At 60.0% G+C, this 24,296-nt stretch carries 27 protein-coding genes; 16 read left to right on the plus strand and 11 right to left on the minus strand.

Annotated elements, in window-relative coordinates; translation table 11 throughout:
* Positions 1-116 precede the first annotated feature (116 nt).
* Together ATE40_RS22605 and ATE40_RS22610 are read left to right on the plus strand one after the other, a co-directional pair.
* Complete coding sequence (locus ATE40_RS22605; RefSeq protein WP_063918015.1) at positions 117-1,745, plus strand: isovaleryl-CoA dehydrogenase; 1,629 nt, start codon at positions 117-119, stop codon at positions 1,743-1,745.
* 66 nt (positions 1,746-1,811) lie between these two features.
* On the plus strand, positions 1,812-2,210 hold the full coding sequence (locus tag ATE40_RS22610) for a DUF350 domain-containing protein (protein WP_015376394.1): 399 nt from the start codon (positions 1,812-1,814) through the stop codon (positions 2,208-2,210).
* Here ATE40_RS22610 and ATE40_RS22615 read toward each other — a convergent pair.
* Both ATE40_RS22615 and bsmA read right to left on the minus strand, forming a co-directional pair.
* Positions 2,207-2,482: a YdgH/BhsA/McbA family protein gene (locus ATE40_RS22615; protein WP_025159584.1), complete on the minus strand. Its 276-nt coding sequence runs from the start codon at positions 2,480-2,482 to the stop codon at positions 2,207-2,209. The two genes, ATE40_RS22610 and ATE40_RS22615, sit on opposite strands and share 4 nt — an antisense overlap.
* Before the next feature lie 123 nt (positions 2,483-2,605).
* Positions 2,606-2,914, minus strand: coding sequence for a biofilm peroxide resistance protein BsmA (gene bsmA, locus ATE40_RS22620; RefSeq protein ID WP_025159585.1), 309 nt, complete (start codon positions 2,912-2,914; stop codon positions 2,606-2,608).
* A 126-nt stretch (positions 2,915-3,040) separates the two neighbouring features.
* On the opposite strand from bsmA, the gene yjfP reads away from it, so the two are divergent.
* Positions 3,041-3,793, plus strand: a complete 753-nt coding sequence (gene yjfP / locus ATE40_RS22625) for an esterase (RefSeq protein ID WP_063918016.1) — start codon at positions 3,041-3,043, stop codon at positions 3,791-3,793.
* Positions 3,794-3,915: 122 nt separating this feature from the next.
* On the plus strand, positions 3,916-4,290 hold the full coding sequence (locus ATE40_RS22630; RefSeq protein WP_063918017.1) for a hypothetical protein: 375 nt from the start codon (positions 3,916-3,918) through the stop codon (positions 4,288-4,290).
* Positions 4,291-4,393: 103 nt separating this feature from the next.
* On the opposite strand, the gene ATE40_RS22635 is transcribed toward ATE40_RS22630, so the two are convergent.
* Positions 4,394-4,660, minus strand: coding sequence for a YdgH/BhsA/McbA family protein (locus ATE40_RS22635; protein WP_063918018.1), 267 nt, complete (start codon positions 4,658-4,660; stop codon positions 4,394-4,396).
* Entirely contained in the window at positions 4,657-4,878 is a 222-nt protein-coding gene (locus tag ATE40_RS24825; RefSeq protein ID WP_139285582.1) for a hypothetical protein, read from the minus strand. Before ATE40_RS24825 ends, ATE40_RS22635 begins: the two co-directional genes overlap by 4 nt.
* 236 nt (positions 4,879-5,114) lie before the next feature.
* On the opposite strand from ATE40_RS24825, the gene rpsF reads away from it, so the two are divergent.
* From rpsF to ATE40_RS22655, 5 genes are all read left to right on the plus strand, one after another.
* Complete coding sequence (gene rpsF, locus ATE40_RS22640; RefSeq protein ID WP_004933634.1) at positions 5,115-5,513, plus strand: 30S ribosomal protein S6; 399 nt, start codon at positions 5,115-5,117, stop codon at positions 5,511-5,513.
* 8 nt (positions 5,514-5,521) lie between these two features.
* Positions 5,522-5,839 carry a primosomal replication protein N gene (gene priB / locus ATE40_RS24435; RefSeq protein WP_049233092.1) on the plus strand — a complete coding sequence of 106 codons (318 nt, stop codon included), beginning with the start codon at positions 5,522-5,524 and terminating at the stop codon, positions 5,837-5,839.
* Positions 5,840-5,843: 4 nt separating this feature from the next.
* The gene (gene rpsR, locus ATE40_RS22645; protein ID WP_000135199.1) at positions 5,844-6,071 is read left to right on the plus strand and encodes a 30S ribosomal protein S18; all 228 of its coding nucleotides are present in this window, start codon (positions 5,844-5,846) and stop codon (positions 6,069-6,071) included.
* Between the two features lie 39 nt (positions 6,072-6,110).
* Positions 6,111-6,563 carry a 50S ribosomal protein L9 gene (gene rplI / locus ATE40_RS22650; RefSeq protein WP_004933629.1) on the plus strand — a complete coding sequence of 151 codons (453 nt, stop codon included), beginning with the start codon at positions 6,111-6,113 and terminating at the stop codon, positions 6,561-6,563.
* A 111-nt stretch (positions 6,564-6,674) separates the two neighbouring features.
* Positions 6,675-7,028: a DUF488 domain-containing protein gene (locus ATE40_RS22655; RefSeq protein WP_019453369.1), complete on the plus strand. Its 354-nt coding sequence runs from the start codon at positions 6,675-6,677 to the stop codon at positions 7,026-7,028.
* A 3-nt stretch (positions 7,029-7,031) separates the two neighbouring features.
* Here ATE40_RS22655 and ATE40_RS22660 read toward each other — a convergent pair whose 3' ends face one another.
* On the minus strand, positions 7,032-7,700 hold the full coding sequence (locus ATE40_RS22660) for an OapA family protein (RefSeq protein WP_063918019.1): 669 nt from the start codon (positions 7,698-7,700) through the stop codon (positions 7,032-7,034).
* Positions 7,701-7,967: 267 nt separating this feature from the next.
* Between ATE40_RS22660 and fklB the strand changes: the two genes are divergently transcribed.
* Positions 7,968-8,588 carry a BamJ family beta-barrel-assembly machinery protein gene (gene fklB / locus ATE40_RS22665; protein ID WP_004933618.1) on the plus strand — a complete coding sequence of 207 codons (621 nt, stop codon included), beginning with the start codon at positions 7,968-7,970 and terminating at the stop codon, positions 8,586-8,588.
* Between the two features lie 43 nt (positions 8,589-8,631).
* On the opposite strand, the gene ytfE is transcribed toward fklB, so the two are convergent.
* Positions 8,632-9,297 (minus strand): iron-sulfur cluster repair protein YtfE, encoded by a 666-nt coding sequence (gene ytfE, locus ATE40_RS22670; RefSeq protein WP_019453367.1) that lies wholly within the window; start codon positions 9,295-9,297, stop codon positions 8,632-8,634.
* A gap of 113 nt (positions 9,298-9,410) precedes the next feature.
* Entirely contained in the window at positions 9,411-11,363 is a 1,953-nt protein-coding gene (locus ATE40_RS22675; RefSeq protein ID WP_063918020.1) for a bifunctional 2',3'-cyclic-nucleotide 2'-phosphodiesterase/3'-nucleotidase, read from the minus strand.
* 254 nt (positions 11,364-11,617) lie between these two features.
* Here ATE40_RS22675 and cysQ point away from each other — a divergent pair, with 254 nt between their 5' ends.
* Positions 11,618-12,358, plus strand: a complete 741-nt coding sequence (cysQ, locus tag ATE40_RS22680; RefSeq protein ID WP_033644177.1) for a 3'(2'),5'-bisphosphate nucleotidase CysQ — start codon at positions 11,618-11,620, stop codon at positions 12,356-12,358.
* A 1-nt stretch (position 12,359) separates the two neighbouring features.
* Here the strand turns inward: cysQ and ATE40_RS22685 are convergent, their stop codons facing one another.
* Positions 12,360-12,917: a YtfJ family protein gene (locus ATE40_RS22685; RefSeq protein WP_025159587.1), complete on the minus strand. Its 558-nt coding sequence runs from the start codon at positions 12,915-12,917 to the stop codon at positions 12,360-12,362.
* 330 nt (positions 12,918-13,247) lie between these two features.
* Here ATE40_RS22685 and ATE40_RS22690 point away from each other — a divergent pair, with 330 nt between their 5' ends.
* Positions 13,248-13,454, plus strand: a complete 207-nt coding sequence (locus tag ATE40_RS22690) for a DUF1107 domain-containing protein (protein WP_019453363.1) — start codon at positions 13,248-13,250, stop codon at positions 13,452-13,454.
* A gap of 67 nt (positions 13,455-13,521) precedes the next feature.
* Here ATE40_RS22690 and paeA read toward each other — a convergent pair whose 3' ends face one another.
* Positions 13,522-14,853 (minus strand): polyamine export protein PaeA, encoded by a 1,332-nt coding sequence (gene paeA, locus ATE40_RS22695; protein ID WP_019453362.1) that lies wholly within the window; start codon positions 14,851-14,853, stop codon positions 13,522-13,524.
* Between the two features lie 180 nt (positions 14,854-15,033).
* Positions 15,034-15,672 (minus strand): peptide-methionine (S)-S-oxide reductase MsrA, encoded by a 639-nt coding sequence (msrA, locus tag ATE40_RS22700; protein WP_156785460.1) that lies wholly within the window; start codon positions 15,670-15,672, stop codon positions 15,034-15,036.
* A gap of 307 nt (positions 15,673-15,979) precedes the next feature.
* On the opposite strand from msrA, the gene tamA reads away from it, so the two are divergent.
* The 3 genes from tamA to ATE40_RS22715 are packed head-to-tail and all read left to right on the plus strand — an operon-like array spanning position 15,980 to position 21,863.
* Positions 15,980-17,698 carry an autotransporter assembly complex protein TamA gene (gene tamA, locus ATE40_RS22705; protein WP_195934014.1) on the plus strand — a complete coding sequence of 573 codons (1,719 nt, stop codon included), beginning with the start codon at positions 15,980-15,982 and terminating at the stop codon, positions 17,696-17,698.
* Complete coding sequence (gene tamB / locus ATE40_RS22710; RefSeq protein WP_063918023.1) at positions 17,695-21,513, plus strand: autotransporter assembly complex protein TamB; 3,819 nt, start codon at positions 17,695-17,697, stop codon at positions 21,511-21,513. Before tamA ends, tamB begins: the two co-directional genes overlap by 4 nt.
* Positions 21,514-21,515: 2 nt before the next feature.
* A complete protein-coding gene (locus tag ATE40_RS22715; RefSeq protein WP_025159589.1) occupies positions 21,516-21,863 on the plus strand; it encodes a gamma-glutamylcyclotransferase family protein in 348 nt (115 codons plus the stop codon).
* A 53-nt stretch (positions 21,864-21,916) separates the two neighbouring features.
* Here the strand turns inward: ATE40_RS22715 and ppa are convergent, their stop codons facing one another.
* Positions 21,917-22,447: an inorganic diphosphatase gene (gene ppa, locus ATE40_RS22720; protein WP_004933594.1), complete on the minus strand. Its 531-nt coding sequence runs from the start codon at positions 22,445-22,447 to the stop codon at positions 21,917-21,919.
* A 260-nt stretch (positions 22,448-22,707) separates the two neighbouring features.
* On the opposite strand from ppa, the gene ATE40_RS22725 reads away from it, so the two are divergent.
* The gene (locus ATE40_RS22725; protein ID WP_019453357.1) at positions 22,708-24,261 is read left to right on the plus strand and encodes a methyl-accepting chemotaxis protein; all 1,554 of its coding nucleotides are present in this window, start codon (positions 22,708-22,710) and stop codon (positions 24,259-24,261) included.
* Positions 24,262-24,296: the final 35 nt, after the last annotated feature.

Below are 24,296 nucleotides of genomic sequence, written 5' to 3' on the forward strand. Positions count from 1 at the left end.
TTCTCCTGACGGGGGCGCAGTGCCCCCGTTAATTCCCCCTCTTGTGATCCCGCCTGCGGCAGAAATCCCTGCGCCGACCATACTTACTCCTGACGCTTTTTTCAGGGAGCACTCTCATGGTCTGGACTACGCACACCGTTTTTAACCAACCCAAGCCGCTCGGCAACAGCAACCTGTTTCTCTCCGATACGCCGCTGCGTGAAGCGTTGCAGCGCGAGCAAGGCGGTTGGGACGCCGAGGTATTGGCTTCGCTGGGCCAGCAGCTCGGCACGCAGGAGTCGCTGGAGCTGGGGCGGCTGGCCAACGCCAACCCGCCGGAGCTGCTGCGCTACGACGCCACCGGCCAGCGACTGGACGACGTCCGCTTTCACCCGGCCTGGCATATCCTGATGCAGGGGCTGATCGCCAACCGGGTGCACAACCTGCCCTGGCAGGAGGATGCGCGCATCGGTTCCTTCGTGGCGCGCGCCGCGCGCTTTATGCTGCATGCTCAGGTCGAGGCCGGCACCCTGTGCCCGGTGACCATGACCTTCGGCGCCACGCCGCTGTTGCTGCAGACGTTACCGGCTGAGTTTCGCTCCTGGTTGACGCCGCTGCTGTCGGATCGTTATGACGCTCATCTGCTGCCGGGCGGGCAAAAACGCGGCCTGCTGATCGGCATGGGCATGACGGAGAAGCAGGGCGGCTCCGACGTATTGAGCAATACCACCACTGCCACGCCGTTAGGCGCGCGCGGGCCGGGCGAAGCCTACCGGCTGGTGGGGCACAAGTGGTTCTTCTCGGTGCCGCAGAGCGATGCGCACCTGGTGCTGGCGCAGGCCGAAGGCGGGTTGTCCTGTTTCTTCCTGCCGCGCATTTTGCCGGACGGCAGCCGCAACGCCATTCGCCTGGAGCGGCTGAAAGACAAGCTGGGCAACCGCTCCAACGCCAGCAGCGAAGTGGAGTTTCAGGACGCCACCGCCTGGCTGCTGGGCGATGAGGGCGACGGCGTGCGGCACATCCTGAAAATGGGCGGCCTGACCCGTTTCGACTGCTCACTGGGCAGCCACGGCCTGATGCGCCGCGGGCTGTCGGTGGCGCTGTATCATGCGCTGCAGCGGCAGGCATTCGGTAAGCTCCTGATCGAACAACCGCTGATGCGCCAGGTTCTGGCGCGCATGGCGCTGCGGCTGGAAGGGCATACCGCGTTGCTGTTCCGGCTGGCCCGCGCCTGGGAGAGCCGCAGCAATGAGGGCGAGCTGATTTACAGCCGCCTGCTGACGCCAGCGGCCAAATACAGCATCTGCCGGCAGGGCATGCCGTTCATCGCCGAGGCGATGGAGGTGCTGGGCGGTATCGGCTACTGCGAAGAGAGCGAGCTGCCGCGTCTGTACCGCGAGATGCCGGTCAACAGCATCTGGGAGGGTTCCGGCAACATCATGTGCCTGGACGTGCTGCGCAGCTTGCACAAGCTGCCGGGCGCGCTCGAGATGTTGCAGTTCGAGCTGCAGCCGGTGCGCGGTCAGAATCGGCTGTTCGATCATGCCTGGCGGCAGTGGCAGCAGCGCGCCCGGCAACCGAGCGAGGAGATGGGGCGGTTGCTGACCCAGCAGCTGTTCGATCTGTGCTGCGCCGCGCAGCTGCTGCAGCACGCCAGCCCGCAGATCGCCGATGCCTGGTGTCACCTGACGCTGGATCACCGCGGTGAGAGCCTGCTGTCGGCCGAGGTGTGCGAGCTGCTGTTGAACCGCGCCATCGGCGGCTAGGGAAAAGGGTGGCGCGCGGCGGCGAAAACCTTTTTAATTCAGCCTCACTCTGACAGGAAAATGCACATGGATATTCTCAGCGCGTTGGCGGCGTTCGCCTCTTACTTCTTCAGCGGTTTCGCCATGATTTTGGTGTTTCTGTTCGTCTATACCCGTATCACTCCGCACGACGAATGGGCGCTGATCAAGGCCGATAATCAATCCGCCGCCTTTGCTTTCATCGGTGCCTGCCTGGGGTATGTGATCCCGTTGGCCAGCGCGGCGATCAACTCGATCAGCCTGCTGGATTACCTGCTGTGGGGCGTGGTGGCGCTGGTGGTGCAACTGCTGCTGTTCGCGGCCGTGAAGATCTACATGCCGCGCATCAGCGACAAGATCGAAGCCAACCATCTGGCCGCCGGGATTTTCCTGGGGGGCGTCTCCGTCAGCGGCGGCGTGTTGAATGCGGCTTGCATGAGCTACTAAAGGTATAAGATCGCCGAGGCGCGCCAGCCAGGCGGGTGCGCCTGCTCTTCCATCCGCAGGATGCGGTAATAGCTGGCGCCGTGTTGGTCGGCGGTGCGGGCGATGGCCAGTTCCGCCTCCTGCGGTGAGCCGGGCAGATCGTTGAAGGTGATCTCGGCGATTTCACTGAGCGGCGTCACGCGATCGGCGGGCGCCAGCTCGGCGGACTGTGCGCCGGTGCTGAGCAACCCCATGGAAAGCAAGAGGGAGGTGAGTGCGGTGGAGCGTTTCATGGCGTTCCCCTTCGTCAGATCCTGATTCGACACCCGCAACATGCGGCATGCTGTCCCTCAGTGTGCAACACCCTGCTTCAGCCAGTGCAAAGCTAGTGTAAATCTGCTTAAAAAATCCTCACCTTAGCGATACAGGATCGCTTGGGAATACCATTGGCCCGGCACGACGGTCTCGCTGTTCATAATGATCACGTAATAACGAGCGCCGGCGGCGGTGGCCTTGCGCTGGATCTCCGCTTCCACGTCCATCGGGCTGCCGCGTACCACGGCGGTGACGGTGCCGGTTTTCACCAGCTCGGCGGTTTGCGCGCGAACGATCTCCTGCGCCTGTGCGGTGGGCGGCGGCGGCGGTTTCGGCGTGGTGGTCATGATGCCGCAGGCGGAAAGCTGTGTGGCCAGAGTCAGGCTAATGAGTGTACGGACAATCGTCATGGTGACCTCGGAAGCGCCGGTGCGATGGCTTCAGTGTAACGCAATATAAGCTGTAACAGATTGAGCTATCGCTGCTTCGTGCAAGTTTGTCATGATGAATGCCAACAGGTGATTGAGGATGAGCGGATGATCGAAATTCATGACGAGCGGGCGGGCGATATTGCGGTGATCCATGCGGTGCCGGCGGGGCAGTATCATCGGCCGCTGCCGACGGTGTTCTTCTGCCATGGCTATACCTCGTCGAAAGAGGTGTACGCCTACTTCGCCTATGCGCTGGCGCGTGCCGGTTTTCGAACGGTGCTGCCGGATGCCGATCGGCACGGCGAGCGGTTCGACGGCGATGAGACGCGGCGCCTGGCATCGTTCTGGGAGATCTTGCGCAGCAATATCGACGAACTGCCGCAGGTCAAAGCGCATTTTGAGCGGCTCGGCCTGATTGCCGACGGACGCATCGGCGTCGCCGGCGCCTCAATGGGCGGCATGACCGCGCTCGGCGCCTTCGCGCGCTTCCCGTGGATCCGGGCGGCCGCCAGCCTGATGGGCTCCGGTTATTACCGTTCGCTGGCGCACACGCTGTATCCGCCGTTGGGCGAACGGGGCGAGGCGCTCTCGCCGGCGGCGTATGCCGCGCGCACCGCCGTGCTGGCGGAGTATGAACTGGAGGGGCGTTTGGCGCAGATCGCCGGGCGGCCGCTGCTGCTGTGGCACGGCGAGACGGACGACGTGGTGCCGGCGGCGGACAGCCTGCGTTTGGCGGCCGAACTGCGGCGGCAAGGCGCGGACGGCCGTTTGACGTCGCTCGTCGAGCCGGGGGTGAAGCATCGCATCACGCCGTTGGCGCTGTCCGCCACCACCGATTTCTTCCGCCGCGAGTTGTAATGCGCATCCGGGCGCGATGCAGGGAATTACAGCGCTCTGCGCAGGTTGTTTCGGCCATCGTTTGGCCGCCCGAAGGGGAGAATGTCAGCGTGAATTCTTTCTGGGGCAGCAAGGAGCAGGGCATGATAAAGGGTATCAGCAAGACGGCCGACGCCGATCGCAGTTTGATGGGAACGATAAAAGCGCGCGCCGAGGTTAAATCAGCGGCCTTCAGCGAGCTGTTGGGCGCCGCCGACGGCAAAGCGCGGCAAAACAAGGCTAATCCGCTGTCGCGCATTACCGCGCATACGGTGCAAAACATGACGGCACTGTTCTCTTTCGCGCCGAAAGCAGCGGCCACTCACACTGCCGCGGCGGGGGCGCTCTCTTTCGAGCAGCGGGCGACCCTGGCGGAAAGTACCGAGCTGCTGCAAACGCGCACCCACTATCTGCGGATGGCGTTGCAGTTGCACAATCTGGGCAAGGCGCTCAGTGCGCCGGCGTTGCTCAAGCTCTGATTGGCGTGGGAAGTAGTGGAGCGCCCAACGTGCGGCGCTCCTGAGTGGACTTAACGGGCTCTCTGGTGAAGCCCTGGGGATTTCCCTGGCGTGGCGTGTCTCTTTAGCGGTACAGCTCGGCGCTGACGTGCATCGTGCTGTTGTCGCCCGGTTCGTGCAGGGCGATGATGCGATAAGAGGTTGCGCCGCGTTGATCGGCGATTTTACTGACCTGGCTGGTGGCGTCATCCGGCGAAACCACGTTCTGGTTCAGGGTGACGAAGCCGACGCTCTGGCGTTGATCGGCCTGGTGCGAGGTGATCTCCGTCGCGGCCATTACGTTGGCGGAGAACAGGGCGGCCAGCGCCGTCGCGAGCATGATGCGTTTCATAGTGCCTCTCTTAACTTCTTGCCGTTACGGCCTGACAGCGAGTGTCGCTGCGGCAAAAAGTCATTTATCTGCATTGAATAACCTGGAATCTTTTTCGTCGCGCTGTCTGCGGCGGATATGGTTAATTTTAGTCCGTTGCGGCGGATTAAAAAGCGGGGTGTTTTGATGACCTTTTTCAAAAAAAATGAAATAGATTTGTGACTCAGCGCTGATTTCATTGAAAGATTTTTGAAACCGATGGATCGGCGTACATAGGTTCACCCACGAGCAAATCGTGCTATTTCCCATAGCGCCTCGCATTAACGCGAATAAAACCCACGCAGTCCTTGAGTTTCCCGCCCTGCGTCAGTATGATTACGCGTCATTTTTCAGCCGCACACTAAACACGTTCCTTGCTTCCATGGGCCGCGGTTGACCCTGACAGGAGGCTGAATAATCCGTAAGGAGCAATTCGATGCGTCATTACGAAATCGTTTTTATGGTCCATCCTGACCAAAGCGAACAGGTTCCGGGCATGATCGAGCGTTACAGTGCTACCATCACTAACGCGCAAGGTCAGATTCACCGTCTGGAAGACTGGGGCCGCCGTCAGCTGGCTTATCCGATCAACAAACTGCACAAGGCTCACTACGTTCTGCTGAACGTTGAAGCGCCGCAGGAAGCGATCGATGAGCTGGAAACTAACTTCCGCTTCAACGACGCCGTTATCCGCAGCATGGTTATGCGCGTTAAGCACGCGGTAACTGAAGCATCTCCGATGGTTAAAGCGAAAGACGAACGTCGTGGCGATCGCCGCGAAGACTTCGCTAACGAAACCGCAGATGATGCAGATGCTGGGGATTCTGAAGAGTAATTGCCGCCGTGACGGCTAATCGTCTGGTTTTGTCGGGCACTGTGTGCAAGGCGCCGGTTCGAAAAGTGAGTCCTTCCGGGATACCACACTGCCAATTTGTGCTAGAGCACCGTTCGCAGCAGATGGAAGCCGGATTCAGCAGACAAGCATGGTGCCGAATGCCCGTGGTTGTCAGCGGACAACAGTCACAAGCACTAACTCAAAGATTAACGGTCGGCAGTCAGATTACCGTGCAAGGCTTTGTAAGCTGCCATCAAGGGCGCAACGGGCTGAGCAAATTGGTTCTGCATGCCGAGCAGATTGAATTGATAGATTCTGGAGACTAGCCAAATGGCACGTTATTTCCGTCGTCGCAAGTTCTGCCGTTTCACCGCGGAAGGCGTTCAAGAGATTGACTATAAAGACATCGCTACGCTGAAAAACTACATCACCGAAAGTGGTAAAATTGTACCGAGCCGTATCACCGGTACTCGTGCAAAATATCAGCGCCAGCTGGCCCGTGCTATCAAGCGCGCGCGCTACCTGTCTTTGTTGCCGTACACTGATCGTCATCAGTAATCGGCCACTGTCCATTAACGACTTTGAGAGGATAAGGTAATGCAAGTTATTCTGCTTGATAAAGTAGCAAACCTGGGCAGCCTGGGTGATCAAGTTAACGTTAAAGCGGGCTACGCTCGTAACTTCCTGGTACCACAGGGCAAAGCTGTTCCTGCTACCAAGAAAAACGTTGAGTTCTTCGAAGCACGCCGTGCTGAACTGGAAGCCAAACTGGCTGACGTTCTGGCTGCTGCTGAAGCTCGCGCAACCAAGATCAACGAACTGGGTTCAGTGACCATCGCTTCCAAATCTGGCGACGAAGGTAAACTGTTCGGCTCTATCGGCACCCGCGACATCGCTGACGCAGTGACTGCGGCAGGCGTTGAAGTTGCCAAGAGCGAAGTTCGTCTGCCGAACGGCGTTCTGCGTACCACTGGTGAGCACGAAGTGCACTTCCAGGTACACAGCGACGTGTTCGCACAGCTGAATGTAGTTGTGGTTGCAGAAGCGTAATTTACGCTGCTGTTAACCCGGTTAAAACGCCAGCCTCGCGCTGGCGTTTTGCTTTTCTGCGCCCGGCAAAACGCGCTACGCTTGAACTCGGGATGAAAAGGAGAGCGTGCGATGGCAAAGATTACTCTGCAACGGGTTTACGACTTCAGCGCGCCGGCGCCGGCGCATTGTTATCTGATAGATCGGCTATGGCCGCGCGGCGTCAGCAAGGAAAGGCTGGCGGGCGTGCAGTGGCTGAAACAGGTGGCGCCGGATGACGAGCTGCGCAAGTGGTTCCATCAGCATACCGACCAGTGGGCGGTCTTTGAGGCGCGTTACCGCCAACAGCTGGTGGCCAACGATGCCTGGCGGCCGCTGGTGGCGCTGTTGCGGCAGGGGGAGGCGCTGACGCTGCTGTATGGCAGCAAGGATACCGAGCACAATCAGGGCGTGGTGCTGCGCGAGTTTCTGCTGGCGCAGCTGTAGGGATTAGCGTTCCCGGCGGTAGCTGCCGTCGGCCTGGCGGCGGAACAGCACCTGGCTGTTGTCTGCGGTGGTGACCGACAGCGCGTTAATCACGCCGTTGGCGTCGCGTTCGATACGCACTTCCTGGCCGGCTTTCATGTTGCTCAGCGGCTTGTCGCCGCCTTCCACCTGCGCCATGGCGAACACTTCATTCACCGGCAGGTTGTTGTCGCGAAACAGCTGGGCCAGCGTCTGGCCGGGCTGGATCTGATAACGCTGCCAGTTGCCCGCCGGCGCAGTTTCGTTGGCAGACGTGGTGCCGCCGTTTTGCAGTTCGGCCTGCAGCGGCACGCTGGTTTCCTGCTGAGATACCGGGAACGGCTGTCTTTCGGGCGAGTAAGGCCACAGCAACGCCAACAGCAGAATGATGCCGAAGATCAGCACCCAGCGGCGATGAAAGTAGGGCAGCGGTTCCATCCAATGGAAACCGTCCGGCAGATGCCAGACTTTAATCAGCAGCGCTTTGACCTGCTGCATTTTGTCGTTGGCCGACGGCGGCTCCGATGGCGGCTCCGCGCCTTCAGACGCAGGTGCGGCGCCCGGTTTCAGGCGCTGGCTGACGTTCAGCCAGGTGCGCAGCAGCGGCTGGTAGATGCGGGTGGTTTTCCTTCTCCTGGGCGCGATTCTGCCCATGGTGACCTCTCTTCGACGGCGTAATAATTAGCGCGGCGCGACAAACGCGTCGCCTGCCCGGTATCCTGCTTTCAGTATAGTCCGCTAACTGATTGAAGTGAAAGGCGGCTGAGCGGCAGAGCCGAGGTTTGCGGCTGCGGGCGTTAACAGAAGGTTATTGTTTCTTTTTCTACGACAAAAGTCATCATTCTCCACACAAGATTTTACCCGGCATTGACGCGCTGTTATGCTGCGCTTTCGACTTTTTACAGACTTAAGGAAAACCCCATGACAACCCCTTCTTTTGACAGCGTTGAAGCGCAAGCAAGTTACGGGATTGGTTTACAGGTCGGCCAGCAGCTGCAAGAGTCCGGGCTGGAAGGTTTGCAACCGGAAGCTTTGCTGGCGGGTCTGCGTGACGCGCTGGAAGGGAATGCCCCGGCGGTTCCGGTAGACGTGGTGCACCGTGCGCTGCGTGAAATCCATGAGCGTGCGGACGCGGTGCGCCGCGAGCGCCAGCAGGCGATGGCCGTTGAAGGCCAGAAGTTCCTGGACGACAACGCCAAGCGCGACGACGTGACGCTGACCGAGTCCGGCCTGCAGTTCTCCGTGCTGGAGCAGGGCAACGGCCCAATCCCGTCCCGTCAGGATCGCGTGCGTGTGCACTACACCGGTCGTCTGATCAACGGCGACGTGTTCGACAGCTCGGTTGAGCGCGGCCAGCCGGCGGAATTCCCGGTCAGCGGCGTGATCCCAGGCTGGATCGAAGCGCTGACCCTGATGCCGGTCGGCTCCAAATGGCAGCTGTATATCCCGCACAACCTGGCCTACGGCGAGCGTGGTGCTGGCGCGTCCATCCCGCCGTTCAGCGCTCTGGTGTTCGACGTCGAGCTGCTGGAAATCCTGTAATCTCACCGAGGATTGCTCTGGGCGCCTTCGCGGCGCCCTTGTTTTATGCGCCGCGCAGCGCGCGCGGGAACAGCAGATTGTTCTCCAGACTGATGTGTTCCATCAGATCGCCGATGAACTCGTCGATGCCGTTGTACAGCGCTCGCCAGGTGGTGCAGGCGCCCTCCGGCGGCGTGACGTTATCGGTGAGGAACTTCACCACCTCCAGTTGCTCGCCCGCCTCGTCATGTTCATGTTCCATCACCGAAATAGGTCCGGCGGCCTGAGGCCCCATCCCCTGTTTGATCAGCGGGAACAGGATCTGCTCCTCTTTCATCATGTGATTCTCCAGATCCAGGCGGATCAGGTTCAGCTGCTTCGCCAACCCGCGCGGGCAGGCGGGTTTGTCGCCGTGCACGCGTTCAACTTTTTCCGCCATCAGCACCAGTTCGGCCAGCTGTTCTCGGTGCCGCTGATGAAAGCGCGGCAGTATGTAGTCGATCACCTCATCGAGCGGGGCCGTGCGCCAGTCACGGTTTTGTACCGGCGTGGCGGCCAGAGCGGCCAGTTCGTTCTCCAATCTGTCGATATCCAGGCCTTTGCGCTCGGCGGCGCGTTCCAGCGACTGTCGGCCGCCGCAGCAGAAATCCAGCTGGTGTTGGCGAAAAAGACGGGATGCCCGTGGAATGGCGATAGCGAGCGCGCCAAGGGATTGATTGCGGTAATCCATGGTAGTGCCTCTTTAAACGAAGGAATTCTATAACATGCATTTTAAATGCAATTTAAAGGGCGCGCCAGCGGGAAAATAGCGAAGATGGCCGGGGGATTGCCCCGGCCTGGCGATTATTTTGCGCTTAAATCGATGCGATAGACCGCGAAACCGATGCGGTCATTGCCTTCGGCGGTCATCGGGTATTGGGCGTGCTCTTTGATAAACGCCGTTGCTTTGTCCGATGGCGAGGTCTCGAAGCGGATATCCAGCGGCTGCTTGCTGCTGAAGGTCGCCAAACGCCAATTGTTGTCTGCCTGCGGATGCACTGCGCCGCGCCGTTTGGTTTCGGCGCTGATGTAGGCCGCCAGCACCGAACGATTCTCATCCGGCGAAGCGAAGGCGATATGTTGGTCGCCGGTGCCGGCAAACTTGCCGCCGTAGGCGCGGTAGTTGTTGGTGGCGACCAGGAAGGTGGCGTTCGGATCGATCGGCTTGCCGTTGAAGGTCAGCTGCTTGATGCGCTCCGCCTTATCGTTGATCAGCTGGCATTCGCCGTCATAGCGCGCCGGCTGGCTGACGTCGATCTGGTAATTGACGCCGTCGATCACGTCGAAGTTATAGGTGCGGAAGCCGTCCCAGTTGATCAATCCTTGCGGCTTGGCGTTATTGACGTCTATCTGGTTGAACTGACCGGCGGAGCACTCCAGCCACTCTTTCACCTCTTTGCCGCTGGCCTTCACCACCACCAGCGTATTGGGATAGAGATAGAGATCGGCGGCGTTGCGGAAGGTGAGCTGGCCCTTTTCCACTTCGACGAAGCTGGCGGGATCGTTCTTGCGGCCGCCGACCTTGAACGGCGCCGCCGCCGACAACACCGGCAGATCGGCAAGATCCGGGTCGCCCTGGATGTAATGTTCGACGTAGGCCTTCTGCGCATTGTTGACGATTTGCACCGTCGGATCGTCCTGCACCAGCGCCAGATAGCTGTACATGTTGCCGTCGGATTTGCCGATCGGCTGGCTGACGAACTCGCGCGTGCCCTTGTGATCGTCCGCCAATACTTTCACCAGCGCGGCGTCTTCAGCCGCCAGCGATTTCTTGTTCTCTTTGTCGTAGATCGGCCGCGCTTCCGCTTTGGCGGCGGTCACTTTCCAACTGCCGCCATCGTTGTTGAGCTGCAGGTCGACCACGCCGAGATGATCACCCCACTGGCCCGGCATGACCGCCGGTATGCCGTTCAGCAGGCCCTTATCGATATCCGCGCCTTTGATGTTGGCGAAGTCCTTGCTCGGGAACACCGCATGGGCGTGACCGAACATGATGGCGTCGATGCCCGGCACCTGGCTGAGGTAATAGACCGAGTTTTCCGCCATCGCCTTGTAAGGCTCGCTAGACAGCCCGGAATGCGGGATCGCCACCACCAGATCGGCGCCCTGTTTACGCATTTCCGGCACATAGCGCTTGGCGGTGGCGGTGATGTCGTCCACCGTCACTTTGCCCTGCAGGTTAGCTTTGTCCCATACCAGGATCTGCGGCGGCACGAAGCCGATGTAGCCGATGCGTAGCGTATGCGTCTTGCCGTCGCGGTCTTTCACCGGCGTATCGACGATGATGTACGGCGTGAACAGCGGTTTTTGCGTTTTGGCGTCGAGGACGTTGGCGTTGATATACGGGAATTTGGCGCCGGCGATGGCGTTCTTCAGGTAATCCAGCCCGTAGTTGAACTCATGGTTGCCGATGTTGCCGACCACATAGTCCAGCGTGTTCATCGCCTTGTAGACCGGGTGCACGTCGCCCGGCTTCAACCCCTTGGCCGCCATGTAGTCGCCGAGCGGGCTGCCCTGAATGATGTCGCCGTTGTCCACTAACACCGCGTTGGTGGCCTGCTGGCGCGCCTGTTGGATCAGACTGGCGGTGCGCACCAGGCCGAATTTGTCGGTCGGGGTGTCCTTGTAGTAATCGAAGTCCATCATATTGCTGTGCAGATCGGTGGTTTCCAGCACGCGCAGATCGACGGTCGCCGCCTGCGCCGAGGCGCACACCAGCAGCGCAAGCGCGGACAGCCTCAGTGGATGCTTCATCATTGGGGGTCTCTCCATTCCATTATTCGAGTGTTATCGCAGAGGGAAATGTAATTAACATTGCTTGCCACAGCAAACTGTGAAGTTTGACAGAAAACGGCGGTAGGTAACGCGGGGAAGTTCACAGTTGCGCCCTACAAGATCTGAGCAATTCCCGAGGCTTAGGCGGTTGAGATGGATATTCGGCGCAAAAAAAACTAGTCTGCTAGCAGAGACAGAGGGAAATTTCCCACGGAGATGCGGAGTTGAGGTGCATGATGTTAGAGCGAATTTGCCAACTGTCCCGCGAGGCGGGAGCGGCGATCATGGCGGTGTACGATGGTGAACAACCGCTTGATGTCGCACAGAAAAAAGATGATTCACCGGTGACGGCGGCCGATCTGGCGGCGCACCATATCATCAAGCGCGGCCTGGCGGCGCTGACGCCGGAGGTGCCGCTGCTGTCGGAAGAGGATCCGCCGGCGTGGGAAGAGCGCCGCAACTGGACGCGCTACTGGCTGGTCGATCCGCTGGACGGCACCAAAGAGTTTTTGCATCGCAATGGCGAGTTCACGGTCAATATCGCCCTGATTGAAGACGGGCAGGCGGTGATGGGCGTGGTGTATGCCCCGGCGATCGACGTGTTGTATCTGGCGGAGCGCGGCAAGGCCTGGAAAGAAGAGAAGGGCGTGCGGCAGGCGATCGGCGTCAGCAACGCGCATCCGCCGCTGGTGGTGGTGAGCCGCTCGCATATCGACGACGAACTGAAAGACTATCTGCAGCAGCTGGGCGAGCACCAGACCGTGTCCGTCGGTTCTTCGCTGAAATTCTGCCTGGTGGCGGAAGGCAAGGCGCAGCTCTATCCGCGCTTCGGGCCGACCAACATTTGGGATACCGCCGCAGGGCATGCGGTGGCGGTGGCCGCCGGGGCGCAGATTCACGATTGGCAGGGCAAGCCGTTGCTTTACACCCCGCGTGAATCCTTCCTCAACCCCGGCTTCCGGGTTTCGCTGTTCTGAGTTAGTTCGCCAACAGCTGGTGCAGCTTGGACATCACCTGCTGCACCTCTTCCGGCGTCAGCGCGCCGTCTTTGGCGAACTGGATGCGCCCTTGCTTATCCAGCACCACAATAGCTGAGCCTTTCGGCTGCAGATCCCAGGCCTTGCGCACGTTGCCGTCGCTGTCGACGATAAACTGCGACCATGGGAACTCCTTCTTGCTGTCTTCAATGCTGCTGCGCACGAACATCGCGGTGCCCATCAGGGCATCGTCGGTGTTGACGATTGTCGTCGTTTGGTAACGATCGTGTGGTAGCTTCGCCTTCTTGATCGCTTCAATCAGTGGGTCGTTCATGTCTTTGGCGGAGCTGCGGCCGGCAATATGTTGTATCACCCGCACTTTTCCACTGAGCTGCGCGCTGTTCCAGTTTTGGTAGCTAAAATTACCGTCAGCGTAATTGAGTTCTCCTTTGTCGCTGACGCCGACCGGCGCCACGCGCTGCTGGAGCTGGAAGTTGTGTGCGGAAGCGAAAAGCGGGGCGAGCAGCAGGGATACCATCAGCATGCGACTTGTTTTCATGCTTTCTCCTTGTAATGGGGGGAATTTGTGCGACAGCACTTCGACAGCCTAAAGCATAGGATGTGATAAGAGGTCTGTCCTGTTAACCGGATCGCAGATTTTCCCTTGGTTCGCTAATCATCAGATTTTGAAGGGATATCCTGAAAACGTTATAAATTATCATATACAATTCTGTCAAAAAGTGTAAATCCAGCGTAGATCACCGGGCGAAAGTGAACGTTCTGGTCTTTACTGGGTCTACTACATGCAATCAAGTTGCGTTCTGAATTTCGAGGCTGCCACCTTTGGCGGCTCGCTGAGCGCATGGATCAACGGGAGGAGCGTAAAAGAATGAGAATCTTCCAGCGTTATAACCCTTTGAAAGTGGCAAAGTACGTTAAGACCCTGTTTCGCGGAAGGCTGTATATCAAGGACGTAGGCGCATTTGAATTCGACGAGGGGAAAATCCTGCCGCCGAAGATTCGCGACAAGCGCCATTTCAGCGTGATGTCTGAAGTGAACCGTCAGGTGCTGCTGTTGCAGGCCGAGTTCGGTTGAACACCGTGCTGACAGCTGAAAAAAATGCGGCCCCGATGGGGCCGCTGATGTTTTTGTCCCGCCGCCGTCAAGCCGACGGCGTGTCTTCCGGCGCCTTCGGCAGCACCGCCGCCGGTTTGTCGCTCAGCCGGGTGACCAGCAGCTGGTCTATCTTGTAGCTGTCGATATCCACCACTTCAAACTTGTAGCCGGCGTATTTGACGAAGTCGGTGCGTTTCGGGATCTTGCGCAGCATATACATCATAAAGCCGCCGATGGTCTCGTAGTTACCCGCCTGCGGGAATTCGTCGATATCCAGCACGCGCATCACGTCGTCGATCGGTGTGCCGCCTTCAATCAGCCATGAGCTTTCGTCACGCGCTACGATCTGCTCTTCCTGACCCTGGCCGACCAGGTCGCCCATCAGCGTGGTCATCACGTCGTTAAGGGTGATGATGCCCACCACCAACGCATATTCATTGAGGATCACCGCGAAGTCTTCACCGGCGGTTTTGAAGCTTTCCAGCGCTTCAGACAGCGTGAGGGTGTCCGGCACGATCAGCGCAGAACGGATCTGCACGCCGCTGCTCAGCACCAGGCTCTGGTTGCCCAGCACGCGGTTCAGCAGGTCTTTGGAGTCGACGTAGCCGACCACCTGATCGATATGGCCGTCGCACACCAGGAACTTGGAGTGCGGGTGGGTCGAGACTTTCTCCTTGATGCTCTCTTCGCTTTCGCGCAGATCGAAGTACACCACGCTTTCGCGCGAGGTCATCGAAGACGGCACGGTGCGCGATTCCAGTTCGAACACGTTTTCAATCAACTCGTGCTCCTGCTTGCGCAGCACGCCCGCCAGGGCACCGGCTTCCACCACCGCGTAAATATCATCGGAAGTGATGTCGTCCTTGCGCACCATCGGCAGCTTGAACATGCGGAAGATCAGGTTGGCCATGCCGTTGAAGAACCACACCAGCGGGCGGAAGATCATGATGGAGAAACGCATCGGGTTGATGATCCGGACGGCGACCGTCTCTGGTGCAATCATACCGATGCGCTTCGGGGTCAAATCGGCGAACAGGATAAACAGGCTGGTCACCAGCACGAAGGAGCAGATGAAGCTGACCTGTTCCGCCAGTTCGGGGGACAGGAATTTAATAAAGAATTGTTGGAAGGTGCCGGAAAAAGCCGCGTCGCCGACGATACCGCCGAGGATGGCTACGGCGTTCAGGCCGATCTGCACCACGGTGAAGAAGATGCCCGGAGTTTCTTGCAGTTTAAGCACTCTGGCGGCGTTGACGTTGCCTTCGTCCGCCATCAGCTTCAGTTTGATCTTGCGCGAGGCGGCCAGAGAGATTTCCGACAGTGAGAAGAACGCACTCACCGCGATCAGAAAAAGAATCAGTAAAATACTGTTTAACATAATCTATCCATACGTGCCGACGGGATGCCGGCGCTCTTGAGGAAGGGTAGTACATAGTAAAAAAAGCAGCGATAACAACCAGAAGGGAAGCTATCGGGCCGCAGAAGCGGCCCGCATAGTATAGCAGTTGCCCCACAGGGGCCGCCAGCGGTTAAAAAAGTGCCGCCGGCCGGCATCGGATCAGCCCTGCGGCGGCAGGCACACGCCGATGCCGCCCAGCCCGCAGTAGCCTTCCGGGTTCTTGAACAGGTACTGCTGGTGATCGTCTTCCGCGTAATAGAACGGCAGCGCCGGCGCGATCTCGGTGGTGATGACGCGCTTGTCGCCCGCCGCGTCCATCGCCTGCTGGAAGCGCTGCAGGCTGCTTTCGGCTTCGGCCTGCTGTTCCGGGCTCAGCGTATAGATCGCCGAGCGGTACTGCGTGCCGACGTCGCCGCCCTGGCGCATGCCCTGCGCCGGATCGTGATTTTCCCAGAACAGCTGCAGCAGCTGTTTGTAGCTGACGACCTGCGGATCGAACACCACGCGCACCACTTCGGCATGGCCGGTCTGGCCGCTGCATACTTCACGGTAGGTCGGGTTCGGCGTGTAGCCGCCGCTGTAGCCGGCGGCGGTGCTGTAGACGCCCGGCCGTTGCCAGAACAGGCGCTCTACGCCCCAGAAACAGCCCATGGCGAAGATCGCCACTTCCATGCCTGCCGGCACCTGGGTCATCGAGTGTTCGGTGACCACGTTGAGCGTTGCGACAGGCATTGGCGTGGTGCGGCCAGGCAGCGCGCTTGCCTTATCGACGGTTTGTGATTTATCAAAAAATGGCACCACGGTTGACTCCTGTTGTCACAGTAAGAATTGACCCTACATGGCGGCGGTTCGGTTGTATCTCACCGCGTCTTTGCCCACAATAAGTGGCAAGTTGGATTTTGTATAAGCTTAACGCAGTATTTTGAGCGCCAAAAGTGAAGAATTCGCCTGTTGCGCGGCGGTGGCAAAGCGCGGCGGGCGGCGTCCGGAACTAGGCTGAAGAGGGCTGCCGTCATGATAGCGCGGAGTCTGCCCTGGCCCCGGAGCGAACACCATAACAGGAAAGTAAAATCAATAAGGAGAACACGTGCCAAAGTACCCGGTCATGTGCTTGATAGCTGTGTTGCTTGCAACACCTGCAGCCTACGCGGCGAACGTGCGGTTGCAGGTGGAAGGGTTAAGCGGAGAATTGGAAAAAAACGTCCGGGTGCGGCTGTCGTCGATCACGCCTGAAGAAGTCGGCACCGACGGCCGTTTTCGCGCGCGGGTGGATGAGGCGGTGCGCCAGGGGCTGCGCGCGCTCGGCTATTACCAGCCGACCATCGAGTTTACGCTGGACGACAGGCCGGGGATGTCGCGCCCGGTGCTGCATGCCAAGGTCAATCCGGGCGAACCGGTGCGCATCGCCGGCGCCAACATCGTGCTGGAAGGCGGCGCAAAGACCGATGAGGACTACCTGGCGCTGGTAAAGAAGGACCGGCCGACCATCGGCGAGATCCTCAACCACGGCAAGTATGACAGTTTCAAAGGCTCGCTCACCGGCCTGGCGCTGCGCAAAGGCTACTTCGATGCCGACATGACCAAAAGCCAGCTCGGCGTGGCCGAAGATCTGCACAAGGCGTTTTGGGATATCGATTTCAACAGCGGCGAACGTTATCGCTTCGGCAAGGTGAAATTCACCGGTTCGCAAATCCGCGAAGACTATCTGCAAAATCTGGTGCCCTTTCATCAGGGGGATTACTACAGTTCGGAGGATTTGGCCGAGCTGAACCGCCGTTTGTCCGCCACCAACTGGTTTAACTCGGTGGTGGTGTCCCCTGATTTCAACGATGCCAAAGAGAACAAGATTTTGCCGTTGGACGCGCTGGTGACGCCGCGCACGCGCAACACCGTCGAAACCGGTATCGGTTACTCCACCGACGTCGGCCCACGGGTGAAAGGCACCTGGAAAAAGCCCTGGCTCAACGATCGCGGGCATAGCCTGGAAACCAGCGCCAGCGTGTCGGCGCCGGAGCAGCAGCTGGATCTGACCTACAAGATCCCGCTGCTGAAGAATCCGCTGGAGCAGTATTACCTGCTGCAGGGCGGGCTCAAGAACGTCAATCTCAACGACACCAAATCCGTCACCTCCAAAGTGGTGGCCTCGCGCAACTGGGATCTCTCCAGCGGCTGGCAGCGGGCGATCAACCTGACCTGGCGCTGGGATAACTTTACCCAGGGTAACGTCAGCAACACCACCATGCTGTTGTATCCCGGCGTCAGCTTCAACCGCACCCGTTCGCGCGGCGGCCTGATGCCGACCTGGGGCGACAGCCAGCGCTACTCCATCGACGTGTCCGACACCACTTGGGGCTCCGGCGTGGACTTCGCGCTGATGCAGGCGCAGAACGTCTGGATCCGCACCCTGGCCGACAAGCACCGTTTCGTGGCGCGCGGGCAGGTGGGATGGATTGAAACCAACGATTTCGACAAGGTGCCGCCGGATCTGCGTTTCTTCGCCGGTGGCGACCGCAGCATTCGCGGCTACAAGTACAAAGACATTTCGCCGCGTGATAACGACGGCAAGCTGACCGGTGCCTCCAAGATGCTGACCGGATCGCTGGAGTACCAATACAACGTGACCGGCAAATGGTGGGGGGCGATGTTCGTCGACTCCGGTGAAGCGGTGAACGATATCAAGCAGAGCAACTTCAAAACCGGCGCCGGTGTCGGCGTGCGCTGGCAGTCGCCGGTGGGGCCGGTGAAGCTGGATATCGCCGCGCCCGTGGGGGACAAGGACACCCACGGGATGCAGTTCTACATCGGTTTGGGGCCTGAACTATGAGCCTGGTTAAAAAGATTTGTCTCGGATTTCTGGTCGTCTTGCTGTTGCTGATCGGCGGTCTGGCCTTCCTGGTGGGCACCACCACCGGTTTGCATATGGTCATCAACGGCGCGGCGCGCTGGGTGCCTGGGCTGGAGATCGCCGGCGTCAGCGGCGGTTGGCGCGATTTGACGCTGAAGGGCGTGAAGTATCAGATGCCGGGCGTGACGGTCAACGCCGGACAGTTCCACCTCTCCCTCGATCTGTCCTGCTTTAAACGCAGTTCGCTGTGCGTCAACGCCTTGACCGCTCAGGACGTGGACGTGGCGGTGAACACCAAAGAGATGGCGCCTGCCGCGCCGGTGGAGGAGAGCAGTGAGCCGACCACCAATCTCAGCACGCCTTATCCGATCACGCTGCGCCTGTTGGCGCTGAATAACGTCAAGGTCACCGTCGACGACACCGCCATCTCTCTGGCCGAGTTCCGCACCGGTGCACACTGGCAGGAGCGCGCGCTGACGTTGATGCCCACCAAGATCGGCTCGCTGCTGATCGCGTTGCCGAAAACCCCGCAAAACCCGTTGCCGGAAGCGGTGCAACCGGCGGTAGAGGTGGCGAAAAAGGTCGGCGAGCAGGTTACCGACGCGGCGAAACCGGCGCCGCAGCCGGAAGAGAAGCCGCTCGGCGAAACGCTGAAGGAACTGTTCGCCAAACCGCTGTTGCCGGATCTGCCGGACATCCGCCTGCCGCTGGATATCACCGTCAAAGAGATCAGCGGCGAGCAGCTGCGCTTGACCGGCGATACCGACGTGCTGATCACGAGCCTGTCGCTGCAGGCCAGCACGCAGGACCAGCATATCCAGCTGGACAACTTCGACGTGAAATCGCCGCAGGGCACGCTGTCGGTGCAGGGACAGGCGACCCTGACCGGCGACTGGCCGGTGGCCCTGACCGCCAACAGCGCGTTGAATATCGAGCCGCTGAAGGGCGAGAAAGTGAAGCTGAACATCGGCGGCGGACTGCGTGACGAGCTGAAGGTGGCGCTGAACCTGTCCGGCCCGGTCGGGGCCCAACTTGATGTGCAAACCCGGCTGGCCGAAGCCGGCCTGCCGCTGGCGCTGACGCTGCAGAGCAAGCAGCTGAAATGGCCGCTGAGCGGCGAGGCGCAGTATCAGGTCAACGATTTCCGCCTGCGCTTTAACGGCAAGGCGACCGACTACGCGCTGTCGACGCGCGCCAATCTGAAAGGCCAGGATCTGCCGCCGGCGGTGTTGACGCTGGACGGCAAAGGCAACGTCGAGCAGTTCAAGCTGGAGCGCCTGCGCCTGGCGGCGCTGCAGGGCAATACCGACCTCACCGCGCTGGTGGACTGGAGCAAGGCCATCAGTTGGAACTCGCAATTGACGCTGAGCGGCATCAATACCGCCAAGCAGTGGCCGGAATGGCCGGCGAAGCTCGACGGCAAGATAGTTACGCGCGGCAGCCTGCACGGCGGCAGCTGGCAGTTGCAGGTGCCGGTGTTGCAGCTGGACGGCAACGTGAAGCAGAACAAGGTCACGGCGCGCGGCACGCTGAGCGGCAACGCCGCCGGGCAGTGGAAAATCCCCGGCATCGATCTGACGCTGGGGCGTAACCAGCTGAACGTCAAAGGGCAGCTGGACGAGAAGAGCTGGAATCTGGACGCTAACATCGACGCGCCGCGTCTGGACGGCGCGCTGCCGGGCCTGGGCGGCACCGCCAAAGGGCTGCTGAAACTGCGCGGCAATCTGCAGGCACCGCAGCTGCTGGCGGATTTGACCGCCTCCGGCTTGCAGTGGCAGGCGCTGCGCATCAACCGCGTGAAGATCGATGGTGATGTGCGCTCCACGGATCAGATCCAGGGGCAGTTGGCGGTACGCGTCGAGCAGCTGAAGCAGGACGCGCTGGAGGTCAGCCTGCTGACCCTCGACGCCAAAGGCAGCGAGAAACAGCATCAGCTGCAGTTGAAGATCGACGGCAAACCGGTCTCCGGCCAGCTGGCGCTGCAGGGCAGCTTCGATCGTCAACAGCAGCGCTGGCGCGGCAATCTGAACAACACCCGCTTCGATACGCCGGTCGGGGAGTGGCGCCTGACGCGCGCCATCGCGCTGGACTACCTGAACACTGAGCAGAAGATCAGCGTCGGGCCGCACTGCTGGCAGAACCCGAATGCCGAACTGTGTGTGCCGAAGACCATTGAAGCCGGCCAGAGCGGCCAGGCCAGCGTGGTGCTTAACCGGTTCGACCTGGCGATGATCAAACCGTTCCTCGGTCCGGAAACCGCCCTCAGCGGCGTGTTCACCGGCCGTGCCGACGTCAGCTGGAAACCAGGCGGCGCGCTGCCGGAGGCGAAAGTCACGCTGGCCGGCAACGGCGTCAAGGTGGTGCAGCAGGTACAGGGCAACGCGCTGCCGATCGCCTTCGATACGCTGACTCTCAACGCCGGGCTGAACAACGGCCGCGCACAGGCCGACTGGCGGATCAAACTGACCAACAACGGCCAGTTCGACGGCAACATCCAGGTGGCGGATCCGCAGGTGCGGCGCACCATCAGCGGCAACGTCAATATCACCAACATCTCGCTGGCGCTGATCAACCCGGCGCTGATGAAGGGCGAAAGCGCGGCGGGCATGCTGAACGCCAACCTGCGTCTGGGCGGCAGCGCGCAGAAGCCGCTGGTGTTCGGCCGCCTGGCGTTGGATCGGGCGAAGGTGCAGGGGCACTGGATGCCGTTCGACATGACCGATGCGCGGCTGGCGGTGAATTTCAACGGCATGACCTCGACGCTCGAGGGGCTGCTCAGCACCACGCGCGGCCAGCTGAATCTGGCGGGCGACGCCGACTGGCGTGACATCAATGCCTGGCGTGCGCGCATCGCCGCCAAGGGCGACAAGCTGCGGGTGACGGTGCCGCCGATGATCCGCATCGACGTGTCGCCGGATCTGGTGTTCGAAGCCACGCCGCAGCTGTTCTCGCTCAACGGCAAGGTCGATATTCCCTGGGCGCGCATCACGGTGCAGGAGCTGCCGGAAAGCGCGGTGGGCGTCTCTTCCGACGAGGTGATGCTGGACGATCAGCTGAAGCCGATTCAACCGAAGACGGCGTCGATCCCCATTAACAGCAACCTGATGATTCACGTCGGCAACGACGTTCGGCTGGACGCTTTCGGCCTCAAAGCCCGCCTGAAGGGCGACCTGAAGGTGGTGCAGGACAAGAAAGGGCTGGGCCTCAACGGCCAGATTGACATCCCTTCCGGTCGATTCCATGCTTATGGTCAGGATTTGATCGTGCGTAAAGGGCAGCTGATGTTCTCCGGTCCGCCGGATCAGCCGCTGCTCAACATCGAGGCGATCCGCAACCCGGAATCCACCGAGGACGACGTGACCGCCGGCGTGCGCGTGACCGGCCTGGCGGATGCGCCGAAGCTGGAAGTGTTCTCCGATCCGGCCAAATCGCAGCAGGAAGCCTTGTCTTATCTGCTGCGCGGCCAGGGTTTGAGCAGTTCCGGCGCCGACGGCAACGCCATGACGTCGATGTTAATCGGCATGGGGGTTGCACAAAGTGGTCAACTTGTGGGTAAAATCGGCGAGGCATTCGGCGTGAGTAATTTGGCCCTGGACACTCAGGGGGTTGGCGACAATTCCCAGGTTGTCGTGAGCGGCTATGTCCTCCCAGGCTTACAAGTAAAATATGGGGTGGGCATTTTCGACTCGCTGGCCACGCTGACGTTGCGTTATCGCCTGATGCCTAAGTTGTATCTTGAAGCGGTGTCTGGTCTCGACCAGGCATTAGATTTGCTCTATCAGTTTGAGTTTTAGCGATGCGAATAATTGTCTACGGCAGTTTACGACGCAAACAGGGAAACAGCCATTGGATGACTAACGCCCAATGGCTCGGCGAGCACGAGCTCGAAGGCTATCAGATTTATAATCTGGGCCATTACCCGGCGGCGATCCCTGGAGAGGGCACGATACATTGCGAGGTGTATCGTATTAACTCATCGATTCTGGCAGAGCTGGACGAACTGAAAAGCAACACCAAGGACTATAAGCGCGAGCTGATTCAGACGCCTTATGGGAGTGCGTGGATCTACCTGTACAAACACAGCGTGGACGGTTACCCGCGAATTACCAGCGGTGACTGGCTGAAGCGTCTCGAAGAACAGTAAGAAAAAAAACACCGCTCATTGAGCGGTGTTTTTTCATCGGACGGCGGCGAGAATTACTTCTTGGCGGCGCGTTCGAAGGAGGCGATGATTTCCGCTTTAGCCGCGGCAGCGTCTGCCCAGCCTTCCACTTTCACCCATTTGCCTTTTTCCAGATCTTTGTAGTGCTCGAAGAAGTGAGCGATCTGAGCTTTCAGCAGCTCCGGCAGGTCGTTCACGTCTTTCACGTGATCGTACTCTTTAGTCAGCTTGCTGTGCGGTACCGCAACCAGCTTGGCGTCTTCACCGGCTTCGTCGGTCATCTTCAGCACGCCAACCGGACGGCAGCGGATCACGGAACCCGGCTGCAGCGGATATGGCGTTGGGACCAGCACGTCAACCGGGTCACCGTCCAGAGACAGGGTGTGGTTGATGTAGCCGTAGTTGCACGGGTAGAACATTGCGGTGGACATGAAACGGTCAACGAACAGCGCGCCGGTTTCTTTGTCGATTTCGTATTTGATTGGATCGGCGTTGGCCGGGATTTCGATTACTACGTAGATGTCTTCCGGCAGGTCTTTGCCAGCAGGGACCAGATTCAAGCTCATGTCGGTTTCCTTTAATCATCAAACCAGAAATGGAGTGGCGGCTATTATAGCGGACTCTTTTGCGATTTCCTGCCCTTTTCATCGTCGAAAACCCAGTGCCTCTGTGCGCGGAGAATTTCCAGATTAATCCCGCCACGGCATGAAGTTTTGCCTGCGGCTGCCGATAACTTCAACAAACAATAATGAGCCAGCAAAGCTGGCTCCGCGTTTTGCCACCCCTACTACGTCTGATCTCACTATTCTGAAGCCGGGAAGAACTCATGCTAAAAAAGATTACGGTGAAGGCTGGGCTGATCGCCCTGCTGAGCCTGATGACCATGCTGCTGATCATGGTCAGCGTTATTGGCGTCAACGCGATTAACGAAGGATCGCGCTCGATCCATACCTTAAACCAGATCCTTGGCGAAGAGCTGGGCTCGCTGGCCAACAGCTCCAACCTGACGCTGCGCGCCCGAACCGCTGCCTCGCTGGCGGTGCGCCAACGGGAGATCGGCCAGACTGATGTCTCCGACGCGACCGTCGGCCGCATCTACGGCTACCTCGAGCAGTCGAACAAGGAAATGGCGCGCTTTGTCGGCGTCGGCACCGTGACCGATCGTGGCCGCGAACTCTCCAACCGCCTGCAAAACAGCTATCGCGCCTATCTGGAACAGGGCGTGAAGCCGATGGCCGCCGCCATCAAGGCCGGCAAGATTGATGAGTATTATCATATCCAGGAGACGCGCATCTCCGCATTGAGCATCGCGTTTGAAAAGGATCTCACCGATTTCCGCAGCTTCGCCATGAAGCTCGGCGCCCAGCAGGTGCATGACGCGGAAAGCAACGCCAGCACCAAGATCTCGCTGATCGTGGTGGCGGGCCTGCTGAGTGTGCTGCTGGCGGTTCTGGCCTGGTTCGCGCTGCGCGTGATCATTCTGCGCCCGTTGGACGAGTCCATCGCGCAGCTGGAACACATCGCCGGCGGCGATCTGACCCATGAGATCCGCGGCGAGGGCGATACCGAAATGGGGCGCCTGATACGCGCGATGCAGCGCATGCAGCGGGCGTTGGCCAGTTCGGTCAGCAAAGTGCGCGACGCCAGCAGCCAGATCGACACCGGTTCACGCGAACTGGCGGCCGGCAACCTGCACCTGGCGCAGCGCACCGAAGAATCGGCCGCCTCGCTGGAAGAGACTGCCGCCAGCATGGAGCAACTGACCTCGACGGTGAAAATGAACGCCGAGAACTGCGAACAGGCCAACCAACTGGCGCTGAGCGTGTCCGATATCGCCAACCAGGGCAGCGACGTGGTCAGCCAGGTGATGAGCAAGATGCAGGCGATCACCGACAGTTCACGCCGCATCGCCGATATCATCAGCGTGATGGACGGCATCGCCTTCCAGACCAATATCCTGGCGCTGAATGCGGCGGTGGAAGCGGCGCGCGCCGGTGAACAGGGCCGCGGCTTCGCGGTGGTGGCCGGCGAAGTGCGCAATCTGGCGCAGCGCAGCGCCCAGTCGGCGAAAGAGATCAAAGGGCTGATCGAAGCGTCGCAGAACCGGGTGCAGGAAGGCGAGCAGATGGTGGAGTCGGCGGCGCAGACCATGAGCGGCATCACCGGCGAAGTGGGCCGGGTGACGGCGTTGATGCGTGAGATCTCGGCGGCGACGCGCGAACAAAGCAGCGGTATCGAACAGGTGAACCTGGCGGTGGCGCAGATGGATCAGGTGGCGCAACAGAATGCGGCGCTGGTGGAGGAGTCTGCGGCGGCGACGCGCTCGCTGGAAGATCAGGCTCAACTGCTGGCGCAGAGCATGGCGGCGTTCAAGCTGTAAGGCGATAAGGGTTCGGCAAGGCGCCGAACCCTACA

It is taken from the genome of Serratia surfactantfaciens, assembly GCF_001642805.2.
GTDB classification, from domain to species: domain Bacteria; phylum Pseudomonadota; class Gammaproteobacteria; order Enterobacterales; family Enterobacteriaceae; genus Serratia; species Serratia surfactantfaciens.